Source organism: Gordonia desulfuricans NBRC 100010 (assembly GCF_001485495.1).
Lineage (GTDB): Bacteria > Actinomycetota > Actinomycetes > Mycobacteriales > Mycobacteriaceae > Gordonia > Gordonia desulfuricans.
In genome coordinates, this window is sequence record NZ_BCNF01000175.1 from 1 (window position 1) to 12781 (window position 12781).

Consider the following 12781-nt stretch of genomic DNA (forward strand, 5'->3'; position numbering starts at 1 on the left):
TCTCCGCAGCGTGCGTGGGGCGGCGACCGCCTCGTCGCTTCGCTTCTCGTCGGATCACCCATCAACGGCCCGTGGGTGATCGGGGTATCAGGCGTGGATCGATTCTGCCCACGCGTCGACCTCGTCCCAGTCGCGGGCATCGCCATAGTGGCCACCCATGACCCGGAACATCACCCGTCCGGCGCCCGGCCAGTCACCCGGGGCGATGGCTCCGGCGAATCGGTGGGCGTCCTGGACGTGTCCGGTATGGCGCAGGGTGGCCACGGCTTTCGGCTCGCCCATCCGGGATCGCACCGCTTTGGTGCGCTTCTCGCCGAAGAATGATGTGGTGGCCCCGATCGAACCGACCGAGAACGCCCACAGTGGTTTGTCGCCCCACTGCGAGGACAGGCGGTCGACGGCGTGCGTCGCCTCGGGCAGCCACTGCCCGTTGTGGATGGCACTGCCCACGATCACGCCGTCATAGTCGTCGAGGTGGGAGGTCTCCCGGAGTCGTGCGACGGTGACCTCGTCACCGTGGCGCTTCCGGTCGGCGGCGAGCCGCTCGGCGATACCCGTGGTGGAACCGTGGTCGGTGGCGTAAAGGATGAGTAATCGCATGATGGTCCTCCCGTCGAACCACTGACGTCGGGTGTCTTCTCAGTGTGCACCCGATCACGGTCGGACACGAGGGCCGCAGGTCACCTGCGGTGACCGATGGCCTCCGTCGTGCTCGGCGGCGTACGGTGACGGCCATGAGCGCTGCACCGGTCGGCCGCCTCGCCACCGCCGACGATGTGCCGGTGATCGCCACGCTGCTCGACGCCTTCAATCGCGAATACGACACACCGACACCGGGTCCGGAGGTGCTCGCCGGGAACCTGCGGGAACTGCTCGGGTCATCGGCCCCCACCACATTTGCCCCCACCACATTTGCCGTCGTCGCCGGGACACCGGTGCGGGCAGTCGGACTCGTCACCCTCCGGACCAATGTGTGGGTCCCGGGTGGTGTGGCCCTGCTCGACGAGCTGTACACGGTGCCAGACCATCGCAACGAAGGGCTGGGTTCGGTGGTGCTCGACTTCGCCGTCGCCGAGGCCACGCGACGGGGCGCCGGCGAGTTCGAGATCGAGGTCGACGAACCCGATGTGGACGCCCACCGGTTCTACGCGCGACACGGTTTCCCGGTCTGCGATCCGGTCAGTGGTGATCGGGCGTTCGTGCTCCGCAGGGAACTGGGCTCTCTGGCTCCAGGGTCCCCGACGCCGAGGAGTCGGTGACGGGGGAATCGGGCGCTGGGGAATCGGGCGCTGGGGAATCGGTGACAGGGGAATCGGGTACGTCGATCTCGGTGAGCGTCGGCGCCGACTCGGCATCGTTGCCGAGTGTCTTGCGGTACTCCCGCCACACCATCGTCGCGCCGAGCAACCAGAACGGGATCTGCCACGCCATCGCCACCCGGAACGACGTCAGGTCGTAGGCATCGGCACCGGTCTGCCCGCCCGACATGATGCCCAGGGTGAGCCCGATCAGCAGGATCACCACCACGCTGGCGAAGAAGCCCCCGGCATTGACCACGCCGGTGGCCGTGCTCAACCGGTAGACGGGGTTGTGGTCTCGTGCGAAGTCGAACGCGAGGACCGAGGCGGGACCACCCGCACCGATCGCGATCGCCAGGACATACAGCAGCCACGTGGGCGCCGGTCCGCTGAACGCGAGCACCACCGACCACACGATCAGCTGCCCGGCCACCAGGACGAGTACGAGGTGCACGCGGTAGGGCGCGAACCGCGCCGAGAACACCCCGACCACCGGTCCGGCGGCGACGCCGATGATCACCGAGGTGATCAGCACCATCTGGGCCGTGCCGGAGACGAGATTCTCGGCGGTGACGAGGAACGGGAATCCCCACAGGACCCCGAACATGTTGGTGGAGAACGGCGAGACGGCATGGGTCCAGAAGGCCAGCCGGGTGCCCGGTTCGGCGAGCGATTCACGCAGCCGGGCCAGGGTGCCGGGCTGCTCGTCGGAGGCGTCCCGGGTGATGTCACCGTCACCGTCGGTGGCGGTGCTGTCGGTGGCACTGCGGGCGGTGGGGGCCGAGTGCCCGTCGCTCACCAGCACCACCGCCAGCACGGCCATCAGGACGCAGGTCGCGGCGAGCAGCAGGAAGCCCGGCTGCCAGCCGAGAGAGTGGACCAGATGGGTGAACGGGACGATGCTGACTATCTGCCCGGCCTGGCCGATCATCGCGGTCACCTGCACCATCAGCGGTGCGACGCGGCGCGGGAACCGGATGCCGATGATCCGCAACACGCACGGGAACACCGCCGCGTCGCCCGCGCCGAGCAGTACGCGCGCGGCGATCGCGATCCACACGCTGGGTGCGAGCGCCAGGGCGATCTGGGAGAGAGCCATCAGTCCCAGACCGACGGTCAGAACCGCCTTCGATCCGTAGCGGTCCAGCGCCATACCGACCGGGATCTGGGCGACCCCGTAGACACCGAGCTGGATCACCGCGAACAGCGAGAGCGTCGCCGGGTCGATCGAGAAATGGTGTGCGGTATCGATTCCCAGGGCGGACAGAGAGGTTCGGTTGGTGATCGCGACCAGATACGCGACGGCGCCGACAGCCCACGTCACGGCTACCGCGAGGGCCGAACGCGAGATCCCGGCCCCGCGTGATGGCCGCGACGGCGATGTCGACGGCATGGGGCCTTTCCCGGCGCAGGCCGGAGACTTGGGTGGGGGTGGATTTCCGAATCACCATGGTACGCCGGGAATATCGGCGCCGAAATCGGAGCGGAACCGCGGCGATGTAGGTGAAAACCCAACGATGCCAGGTCATCTCGGATGGTCTGCGGCGGCTTCTGGCAAGCGCTCGGTGGGATATCTCACCGCGTGTCCTCGGTCACATCGGCGGAGGCCGGTGCATCCTGGAGGGCGCCGGCGCACCCCGTTTCCGGGTGTGCGGCACACCGACCACGGATCGACAGGAGAAGGCGATGCCCCGCGAAGGCCGACCACTGCGCTCACTCGGGTTCCTCACGATCGGCTCGTTCGATCCCGCCGACCCGGGCCGCGGCCACCTCGACACCCTGGAGATGATCCAGCGGGCCGAGGACCTCGGTTTCGACACCGTCTGGCTGCGCAACCGGCACCTGCAGTACGGCATCACCTCGCCGGTCGCGGTGATGGCCGCCGCCGCGATGCGCACCAGCCGGATCGCCCTCGGTACCGCCGTCATCCCGCTCGGCTGGGAGAACCCGCTACGGCTGGCCGAGGATCTGGCCACCGTCGACCTGCTGTCCGGGGGACGGATCAATCCGGGCGTCTCCGTGGGTACGCCGATGCGTTACGACGACGTCAAGGCCTCGCTGTATCCGCAGACCCATGACGTCGAGGACTTCTCCAAGGAGCGGGTGCTCCGACTGGTGCGGTGCCTGCGCGGGGAACCGGTCAGCGACTTCGAGGGCACCGTCGGTATCGAGACCTTCACCCGAAGCGTCCAGCCGCAGTCACCCGGCCTCGCCGACCGTGTCTGGTACGGCGGCATGCTCGACTCCGCGATCTGGGCCGGCCGACACGGACTGAACTATCTGACGTCGTCGGTCGTCACCGCCGACACCGACACCGGCACCGCGGCGGGGGCTCCCGACTTCGCGACCATCCAGGCCGAACACATCGATGCCTACCTCGCCCATCATCCGAATCCGCAGCAGGCGCGTGTCTCACAGGGGCTGGTGGTGATCCCCACCGACACCGCCACCGCCGACCAGGTCGAGCGCTACCGCACCTATGCGGCGTCGCGGTATGAGCGGACGCTGACCCCGCAGGGTCCCCGGGGTCTGCTGTTCTCCCCGGATCTGGTCGGTCCGTCCGACGAGCTCGCCGAACGCCTCTACGCCCACGCCGGGTTCCGTCGCGCCGACGAGGTGGCCTTCGCGTTGCCGTTCAGCTTCGCCCCTGCCGACTACATCCAGATCGTCACCGACATGGCGCAGCGGTTGGGGCCGGCGCTCGGATGGTCGCCGGCGTGAGCCGGGCAGACGACACCGGTTGCCGACACACCCACGGGCGGCGTCGGGGTGTCGGTGGGCTTCGGTAGGGTGCACCGGGTGAGTTCGAGCGCACCAGCTGCAGCATCCAATCCGACGCCCGGGGCACTGAAGTCCGTCAACGCGCGGATCGCCGAGGAGTTATCGGTCGGCGAGAACCAGGTGGCGGCCGCGGTGCGGCTGCTCGATGAGGGATCGACGGTCCCGTTCATCGCCCGGTACCGCAAGGAGGTCACCGGCAGCCTCGACGACGCGCAGCTGCGCACCCTCGACGAGCGTCTGCGTTACCTGCGCGAGCTCGACGACCGCCGCGCCGCGGTGATCGCCTCGATCGAGGAGCAGGGCAAGCTGACCGACGAGCTGCGTGCCGCGCTGCTCGCGGCCGACACCAAGTCCCGTGTCGAGGACATCTACCTGCCGTACAAGCCGAAGCGGCGCACCAAGGCGCAGATCGCCCGCGAGAACGGGCTCGAGCCGCTGGCCGACCGTCTGCTCGCCGACCCGTCGCTGGTCCCCGACGAGGTGGCCGCCGAGTTCACCACCGACGCCGTCGCCGACGCGCAGGCCGCGCTCGACGGTGCCCGCTACATCCTGATCGAGCGGGCGTCGGAGGACGCCGAGCTCGTCGGTTCGGTGCGCGAGAAGTTCTGGGCCGACGGCGCACTGCGCACCACGCCCCGTTCGGAGGAGGTCGCCAAGAGCCCTGCCGGGCAGAAGTTCCGCGACTACTTCGAGTTCTCCGAACCCCTGGAGAAGATGCCGTCGCATCGCGTGCTCGCGGTGCTGCGTGGCGAGAAGGAAGAGGTCCTCTCGCTCGACTTCGACGGCGGCGAGGACGAGGCATACCAGGCGATGGTCGCCGCGACCCTCGGCGTCGACGGCTCCGACCCGGGGGCGGGCACCCCATGGCTGCTGCAGACGGTGCGGTGGGCGTGGCGCACCAAGCTGATGGTGTCGGCCGCCGTCGACGCGCGTGTACGCCTTCGCCAGCGCGCCGAGGAGGACGCGGTGACGGTGTTCGCCACCAACCTCAAGGACCTGCTGCTGGCCGCACCGGCCGGTGCCCGCACCACACTCGGACTCGACCCGGGCTTCCGCACCGGCGTCAAGGTGGCCGTCGTCGACGCCACCGGCAAGGTCCTCGACACCTGTGCCATCTACCCGCACCAGCCGCAGAAGCAGTGGGATCAGTCCAAGGCCACCCTCGCCGCGCTGGTCGCACGCCACAACGTCGACCTGATCGCCATCGGCAACGGCACCGCATCGCGTGAGACCGACGCCCTGGCCACCGAACTCGTCGCCGACATCAAGAAGGCCGGCGCCACCGCACCGGTCAAGGCGATGGTCAGCGAGGCGGGCGCATCGGTGTACTCGGCCTCCGAGTACGCCTCGCGCGAACTGCCGCAGCTCGACGTCTCGCTGCGCGGCGCGGTGTCGATCGCCCGCCGTCTGCAGGACCCGCTCGCCGAGCTGGTGAAGATCGAACCCAAGTCCATCGGTGTGGGCCAGTACCAGCACGACGTCACCCCGGGCACCCTGGCCCGAAGCCTCGACGCGGTGGTCGAGGACGCGGTGAACGCCGTCGGCGTCGACCTCAACACCGCATCCGTGCCGCTGCTCGCCCGCGTGTCGGGTGTCACCCCCACGCTGGCCGAGGCCATCGTCACCCACCGTGACACCACCGGACCGTTTCGGAGCCGCAAGTCGCTGCTCGACGTCCCGCGCCTGGGACCCAAGGCATTCGAGCAGTGTGCGGGCTTCCTGCGGATCCGTGAGGGCGACGACCCGCTCGACGCATCGGGTGTGCACCCCGAGTCGTACCCGGTGGTCCGCAAGATCCTCGACCGCTCGGGCGTCTCGCTCGCCGAGCTCATCGGCAACGAACGCACCCTGCGAACCCTCAAGCCGGCGGAGTTCGCCGACGAGCGGTTCGGTGTCCCCACCGTCACCGACATCCTGGGCGAGCTGGAGAAGCCCGGCCGCGACCCGCGTCCGGCGTTCACCACCGCCACCTTCGCCGACGGCGTGGAGAAGGTCGCCGACCTCAAGCCGGGGATGGTGCTCGAGGGAGTGGTCACCAACGTCGCCGCCTTCGGTGCCTTCGTCGACGTGGGCGTGCACCAGGACGGTCTGGTCCACGTGTCGGCCATGTCCGACCGGTTCGTCTCCGACCCGCACGAGGTGGTGCGGTCCGGCCAGGTCGTCAAGGTCAAGGTGCTCGAGGTCGACGTCGAGCGCCAGCGCATCGGGCTGACCCTGCGGCTCAACGACGAGGTGGGCGGCGACCGGCGCGGCGCCGGCCAGGGTCGCGGCGGCCAGGGAAGCGGCGATCAGCCCCGCGGAAACCAGGGCGGAGACCAGCGCGGGCGCGGCAACAACCGCGGTGGACGTGGCGATCGTGACGGCAACCAGCGTGGTGGCAACGGCAACGGCAACGGGAACGGCAAGGGCAACGGAAACCAGCGGGGCGGCAACAACAATCGTCGCCGCGAGTCCGCGCCCAACGGATCGATGGCGCAGGCCCTGCGCGACGCCGGCTTCGGTCGCTGATCCGAGGTAGCGGCCGATGTCGAAGAGCGACAAGGTGATTCGTGTCAGCGCCGTCGTATTCTGTACCGATGACGGCGAGTTGCTGACCGTCCGTAAGACCGGCAGCACGCGATTCATGTTGCCCGGCGGCAAACCCGAACCGGGGGAGTCGCCGCGGCAGACCGCCGCACGCGAATGCGCCGAGGAGATCGGGGTCGTCCTCGGGCCCGACGATCTCACCGAACTCGGTGTGTTCCGGGCACCGGCGGCCAACGAGGCCGGTCACCTCGTCGAAGCCGTCGTGTTCCGGCACGACGTGCTGCCGGTCGACCGGCCCTCCGCCGAGATCGCCGAACTACGGTGGATGCGGATCGATCGTCTCGACCCCGACGTGTCGCTCGCGCCGCTGCTGGCCGAGCGCGTGATCCCGCTGCTCCTGGCCGGTCGCTGAGACCTCACGTCGTGGGGGCCGTACCGGCCCCCACGACGTGGTCGGACCAGGAGAGGTCGGTCTGGGTCAGGAGAGGGCGTCGGCGGCCGGTACCGGAATCGGCCAGCGCGGGGTGACGCCATCACCCGAGGACGTTCCCCGCACCCGGCGCATCAGCCACGGACCGAGGAAGGTCCGTGCCCAGCGCAGGTCGTCTCGGCGCCGTTCGTCGGGGGTCGGTTCGGTGGCCGCGGGCAGGGGGTCGAGGGCGATGGTGTGCTGCACACCGAGCCGGTCGAGCACCTCCGATGCCATGCGTGCATGGCCCGGCGACGACATGTGCAGTCGGTCGGTGTCCCACATCCGGTAGTCGTCGTAACCGCGCAGACGCCAGAAATCGAGGACGGTGACGCCGAGCCGGTCGGCGACCTCGCGGACCAGCTCGTTGTAGACCGCCGCACGACCGCGGGTGAGCCGGAACACCGGTGCCCACCCGGCGTCGTAGGCGGTGAACACCACCACCGTCGCTCCGGTGTCGACCAGCCGCGACAGTGCCTGCTCGTAGCGGGCGACGAGGCCGTCGATGTCGATCGACGGTCGCATCATGTCGTTGCCGCCGGCGTAGATGGTCACCAGGTCGGGCCGCAGGGCCACCGCCGTATCGATCTGCTCCTCGATCACCTGGTCGAGGAGTTTGCCGCGGATCGCGAGGTTGGCGTACTCGAACGACGCCGAGTGCCTGCCGAGCTCCTCGGCCACCCGATCGGCCCAGCCGCGCAGGCCGTTGGGTCGCGCGGGGTCGGCGTCACCGACCCCTTCTGTGAACGAATCACCCAGTGCCACATACCTGTTGAACTTCACACTCACCTCGCTGCGTATCGACCCCGTCAAGCAGGCTACGTCGGTCGTCATAATTCGGCAAAGCCAGGCGACCGCCGTCACGCGGTAACGTGATCGCCGTGCCGATTCTGAACAAAGACATGACCCTGTGCATCTCCCTGGCCGGTCGGCCGTCGAACATCGGTACCCGGTTCCACAATCACCTGTACGACGAGCTCGGCCTGAACTTCATCTACAAGGCGTTCTCCACCGACGACATCGTCGGTGCGATCGCCGGCGTCCGGGCCCTCGGAATCCGCGGCTGCTCGGTGTCGATGCCGTTCAAGGAGGCGGTCATCCCGCTCGTCGACGTCGTCGAGAGCTCGGCGGAGGCGATCGGGGCGGTCAACACCATCGTCAACGACGACGGCCGGCTGATCGCCTCCAACACCGACGTGGAGGCGGTTGCATCGCTGATCGCGAGCAACGGCCTCGACAGTTCGCTACCGGTGCTGGTGCAGGGATCGGGTGGGATGGCCAAGGCCGTGGTCGCGGCCTTCCGGTCGGCCGGTTTCACCGACCTGACCGTCGTCGCACGCAACACCGTCGCCGGGCCCGCGCTGGCCGAGCAGTACGGGTACCGGCATGTCGCCGTCGCCGAACCGGGGGCCGCGATCATCGTCAACGTCACACCGTTGGGGATGCGCGGCGCCGACGCCGACGTTCAGGCCTTCGACGATGCGGTCCTCGAGGCGGCGGCGGTGGTGTTCGACGTGGTCGCGTTCCCGGCGGAGACGCCACTGATCATCGCGGCCCGGGCGGCGGGCAAGCGGGTGATCACCGGGGCCGAGGTGATCGCGTTGCAGGCGGCGGCGCAGTTCGAGAAGTACACCGGTGTGGCGGTCACCGCCGAGCAGGTGGCGAGGGCGTCGGAGTTCTCCCGCGCGGAATGACCCGGCGGGGTCGGGTCTTTCACAGGTGATTCCAAGCCGTGATCGGTTTGTGACCGGGATCGATACGGTTCGTCATCCAGGGCTGATCAAATTGTCACTTGAGTATCACTGGTCACATCTGTCACACGGGTGATCGAGCAGGGTGCTCGTGACCATCGCCGCCGGATGAGAGTGACGCCTGATGAGACTGCGCACCGCCCGCTCGTTGATAGGTGTCGCCGTCGTCGCGGCCGGCCTGATCGGTACCGGTGTGGGTGCCGGCGACGCGGCTGCGGCACCGTGCGGCAACAGCAGCAGCGGATCATCGGGGTCGCTCGAGCTGGGGTCGTTCGGTTCGCTGGGCTCGGGTTCCGGATCGGGTTCGGGATCGAACGGACCGTCCGGTCCCGGCGCCGGTCCTCAAGGCCCGCTGCCCGTCTTCATCGGGTCCAACACGCGCACGGTCTCCTGGGTGACCGGTCCGTGGAGCCCCAACAGCACCTACAACCGGTTCGGCATCTCCGGTACCGACCTCGGCATCAGCTGGGACAACGGCAGCGGTCAGACGCTGATGGCCTTCGGCGACACCTTCGGCAACTGCCGGGTCAGCGGCCAGCAATGGCGGCACAACGTGCTGCTCCGTTCCGACGACACCGACCTGTCCAACGGCATCACCGTGCCCGACGCGGTCGCCGGTGATGTCCGATCCGGCAGCGTGGTGGCCGCCGACAACCCACGGTTCGCGCTCCAGCTGATCCCCGCCCTGGGCCTGAACTATGTGGAGGTCACCACCATCCCGACCGCCGCGATCGCCCTCCCCAAGCCGGGCGGCGGCTTCCGTCAGTACATCAACTACATGTCGGTGCGGTCGTGGGGCAGCGCCGGACACTGGGTGACCAACTTCTCCGGCATCGCCTACTCCGACGACAACGGGCAGACGTGGACCTCCGATCCCAACACCCTGCTGATCAACGCCCCGGTGACCCTCGCGCTGCCCGGTGAACTCCAGGCGGTCGATCCCAACAACGGCAAGTTCCAGCAGAGCGCCTACGTCCGCGGCCACGGCGACGAGGACGGCTACGTCTACCAGTTCGGCACACCCAACGGCCGGTTCGGTGCGGCGTTCCTGGCTCGCTTCGCGCCCGACGACATCCTCGACCTCACCAAGTACCAGTACTGGGCGGGGCAGGCACTCGGCTGGGTCGACAGCATCTCCCAGATACCCGACGACGGATCGGCGATCGTCGTCGGGCAGCCGGTCACCGAACTGTCGGTGTACTGGAGTCCCTACCTGAACAAGTACCTGATGCTCGACGGCGACAATGCCATCCGCGCCCGGACCGCCGACCGCCCGGAAGGACCGTGGAGCTCGCCGACCACACTGGTGCCGTCGGGTGCCATCGTGCTGTACGGCCCGATGATCCAACCGCAGTCACCGGCCATCCTCGGTACCGGCAAGGATCTCTACTTCAACGCATCCCGGTGGAGCGACTACAACGTGATGATGCTGCGCAGCGACATGAGCAAGGTGCCGCACTGAGTGCCGAGCACTCCCGGGATCGCAGTGTCGGGGATCTCGGTGTGGGGTCTCTCGGTGTGCGGGCTCAGCCGAGCGGGTAGCGCAGGCCCGCCACTGCGACCCCGTTCCACAGTGAGTGGGTGATCTCCATGTCGCGAACCGCCTTGACCTCACCGCCGTGGTCGAGCACCGAGACCACGATCGCCGAGAGCAGGTCATAGCCGTCGTCGGAACGGGTCAGCGCCCCGGTGGCCGGGTCCATCGTGCCGAAGATGTCGACGGTGAACTCGTACAGGAGTGTCGACACGGCGCCGGCGACGGCGGCCCGGGCGATGTCCTCGAGCTCGGTGGCGACCAATCCGGCCGACACACCGTCGGCGATCCGGTCCATCCGGGCGGAGCTGCGTTCGGCGTTGATCGCCGGGATCTCCTTGCGGATCGCGGTGTCGATCTCATCGGCCCGCAGATTGTCGGGCGCCCCGTGCACCGGGATCACCCGGCGCACCGAGTCGGCGTTGCGGTAGAGGTCGAGCAGGGGATCGGCGGCGAACAGGAACAGCGGCTGGGTGGCGTTCGGATCAGGATGTGCCAGTTCGGTCTTCACCGCCTCGGCGACCCGATGTGCGTACTGGTCGAGCAAGACCTTCTTGCCCTCGTCGCCGACGAGGCGCCGCACATGCCCGCGATCGCGGATGGTCGCGCGGTTGGTGGCGTCGGCGGCGTCGGTGCCGTATTCGCCGGTCAGCTGGAGTTCGGTGGCCACGGTGGTGGCCGTCGCCGACCACAGGTTCCAGCCGTTCGCCGACAGGGTCAGCGCGTAGGCGGCCTGCGACGACGACACCGCGCGCACCAGCTGGCCGAGGTCGAAGTAGCCACCGACCTGCATCTGGTTCTCGAGGTTGTTCGGCAGCACGAAGATCTCGGAGAAGACCGGGGTGAGGAAGATCGCCACCGACCGCGACAACCGTGACCACGCCTCGTCGTTGCGGATCTTCTCCCACTGATCGCGCAACGCGGTCTCGGTGGCGTGCCGGATGCCGGTCTCGCGTAGGGTGCGGATCGCGCGGTCGAAGGCGCTCTTCGCGGTGAGTGCACTGCCCTCACGTTCATCGGGTGCAGGTGAGGTCTCGGCGTAGATCGTGATCGCGTTCTCGTGCGGTCGGCCGAGGTCACGCAAGGTGTCGAGGGTCGGGAGTTCGAAACGTGCCATTGTCACGTCCGTCCTTTCCTGGTGGTAGGTTCGGCGCCCTGATCCCCACTGTAGACATCACCTCGTTTCAGTAGGGGCGGATTTCATCCGTGCAGTGTGGAGGGACCGAGCACCAGTGCACCGAGTTCTCGTACCCGGCTACGCAATTCACGATCGGCGGTGACGACGGTGATCCCCGGGGCATCCGGCGTTTCCCGGGTGTCGGAATCGGGCCGGTTCACCCGAACGGCGTCGACGATCGCATCGTCACCCGAACCGGGTGCATCGACCACCTCGACACCGTCGACCGGCGTCACTCCGCGGGCGCGTCCCTCCACGACCAGCACGATCCGGATCGGTCCCGGTAGCCCGCCCAGGCCGGACACCGCGAGCGGTGCGAGACGATCCCGCAGCCGTTCGGCCGCTCCCTTGCGGTCGCGCCACCAGCCGTCGGGGACCGACCCGACCACATTGGCCGCGTCGACGATCAGGATCGGACGGACCCCGGATCGGGGGTTCACGGTGGGATCTCCCATCACCCCATCCACCCATACCGGGGTGCACGACGGCAAGTACCGTGCATCGTGTGCGCTTCACCCGCGACGAACTCGACGCCTTCCGTGACACCGAGATCGACGACCTGCTCGGCCCCGGATGCCGACTGCTGTTCGTCGGGATCAACCCGGGGCTGTGGAGTGCGGCGACCGGCGCGCACTTCGCCCGGCGTGGTAACCGCTTCTACCCGGCGCTCGCACAGGCCGGCATCGTCGACCACGTCATCGACGCGTCGTCCGGGATGCGACCCGAGGACACCGAGCAGCTGATCGCCCGCGGCATCGGCATCACCAATGTCGTCGCCCGTGCGACGGCGACCGCCGCCGAACTGTCGAAGGACGAATTCCGTTCCGGCGGGCGACGATTGCGTGAGGTGGTGGCCCAGGTACATCCACAGGTGGTCGCGATCCTCGGAATCACCGCCTACCGCACGGCATTCGGCGAACCGAAAGCCCGCGCCGGTCGGCAACCATCGGATTGGGACGGCGCCCAGGTGTGGGTGGTGCCCAACCCCAGCGGACTCAATGCGCACGAGACCGTCGCATCGTTGGCCGCCGCATACCGCGAGGTGGCCGTCGCGGCCGGAGTGCTGGACGGGATCCGGTAAGAATCGACGCCCAGGGCGCCCGCCACGCAACCACATTCGATGGTCGGGCCGGGACCGATCCCTTGGGCGAGGACCCGTGTCGAGGCCTGGTGAGATTGCGGTGTCGGTGTCCAACCTCAGGGGTGGTCACTTGTCGATGTCGGCCGGCGGAGGTTTCGACACGT

General features: G+C 68.5%; 12 protein-coding genes. 7 read left to right on the plus strand and 5 right to left on the minus strand.

Annotated elements, in window-relative coordinates:
• Positions 1 to 87 precede the first annotated feature (87 nt).
• A complete protein-coding gene (locus tag GD1_RS22775) occupies positions 88 to 600 on the minus strand; it encodes a flavodoxin domain-containing protein (protein WP_059039771.1) in 513 nt (170 codons plus the stop codon).
• Positions 601 to 734: 134 nt separating this feature from the next.
• Between GD1_RS22775 and GD1_RS22780 the strand changes: the two genes are divergently transcribed.
• On the plus strand, positions 735 to 1259 hold the full coding sequence (locus tag GD1_RS22780) for a GNAT family N-acetyltransferase (RefSeq protein WP_059039773.1): 525 nt from the start codon (positions 735 to 737) through the stop codon (positions 1257 to 1259).
• Here GD1_RS22780 and GD1_RS22785 read toward each other — a convergent pair.
• Positions 1180 to 2622, minus strand: a complete 1443-nt coding sequence (locus GD1_RS22785; protein ID WP_059039775.1) for an MFS transporter — start codon at positions 2620 to 2622, stop codon at positions 1180 to 1182. The genes GD1_RS22780 and GD1_RS22785 overlap by 80 nt on opposite strands.
• A gap of 362 nt (positions 2623 to 2984) precedes the next feature.
• Between GD1_RS22785 and GD1_RS22790 the strand changes: the two genes are divergently transcribed.
• The 3 genes from GD1_RS22790 to GD1_RS22800 all read left to right on the plus strand — a co-directional run bounded on the left by GD1_RS22790 (position 2985) and on the right by GD1_RS22800 (position 7017).
• On the plus strand, positions 2985 to 4019 hold the full coding sequence (locus GD1_RS22790) for an LLM class flavin-dependent oxidoreductase (RefSeq protein ID WP_059039777.1): 1035 nt from the start codon (positions 2985 to 2987) through the stop codon (positions 4017 to 4019).
• Positions 4020 to 4088: 69 nt separating this feature from the next.
• On the plus strand, positions 4089 to 6587 hold the full coding sequence (locus tag GD1_RS22795) for a Tex family protein (RefSeq protein ID WP_059039783.1): 2499 nt from the start codon (positions 4089 to 4091) through the stop codon (positions 6585 to 6587).
• Positions 6588 to 6603: 16 nt separating this feature from the next.
• A complete protein-coding gene (locus tag GD1_RS22800) occupies positions 6604 to 7017 on the plus strand; it encodes an NUDIX hydrolase (RefSeq protein WP_059039778.1) in 414 nt (137 codons plus the stop codon).
• A 66-nt stretch (positions 7018 to 7083) separates the two neighbouring features.
• Here GD1_RS22800 and GD1_RS22805 read toward each other — a convergent pair whose 3' ends face one another.
• Positions 7084 to 7857 carry an SGNH/GDSL hydrolase family protein gene (locus GD1_RS22805; protein ID WP_174519099.1) on the minus strand — a complete coding sequence of 258 codons (774 nt, stop codon included), beginning with the start codon at positions 7855 to 7857 and terminating at the stop codon, positions 7084 to 7086.
• Positions 7858 to 7955: 98 nt separating this feature from the next.
• On the opposite strand from GD1_RS22805, the gene GD1_RS22810 reads away from it, so the two are divergent.
• Both GD1_RS22810 and GD1_RS22815 read left to right on the plus strand, forming a co-directional pair.
• Positions 7956 to 8768 (plus strand): shikimate 5-dehydrogenase, encoded by an 813-nt coding sequence (locus tag GD1_RS22810; protein ID WP_059039785.1) that lies wholly within the window; start codon positions 7956 to 7958, stop codon positions 8766 to 8768.
• A gap of 181 nt (positions 8769 to 8949) precedes the next feature.
• Entirely contained in the window at positions 8950 to 10287 is a 1338-nt protein-coding gene (locus GD1_RS22815) for a glycoside hydrolase family 183 protein (protein WP_059039782.1), read from the plus strand.
• Positions 10288 to 10351: 64 nt separating this feature from the next.
• Here the strand turns inward: GD1_RS22815 and GD1_RS22820 are convergent, their stop codons facing one another.
• Positions 10352 to 11476 (minus strand): baeRF11 domain-containing protein, encoded by a 1125-nt coding sequence (locus GD1_RS22820; RefSeq protein ID WP_020789627.1) that lies wholly within the window; start codon positions 11474 to 11476, stop codon positions 10352 to 10354.
• Between the two features lie 83 nt (positions 11477 to 11559).
• Positions 11560 to 11991 (minus strand): PIN domain-containing protein, encoded by a 432-nt coding sequence (locus GD1_RS22825; RefSeq protein WP_053776023.1) that lies wholly within the window; start codon positions 11989 to 11991, stop codon positions 11560 to 11562.
• 50 nt (positions 11992 to 12041) lie between these two features.
• Here GD1_RS22825 and mug point away from each other — a divergent pair, with 50 nt between their 5' ends.
• Positions 12042 to 12617, plus strand: a complete 576-nt coding sequence (mug, locus tag GD1_RS22830; RefSeq protein WP_059039787.1) for a G/U mismatch-specific DNA glycosylase — start codon at positions 12042 to 12044, stop codon at positions 12615 to 12617.
• The last annotated feature ends 164 nt before the right edge of the window (positions 12618 to 12781 follow it).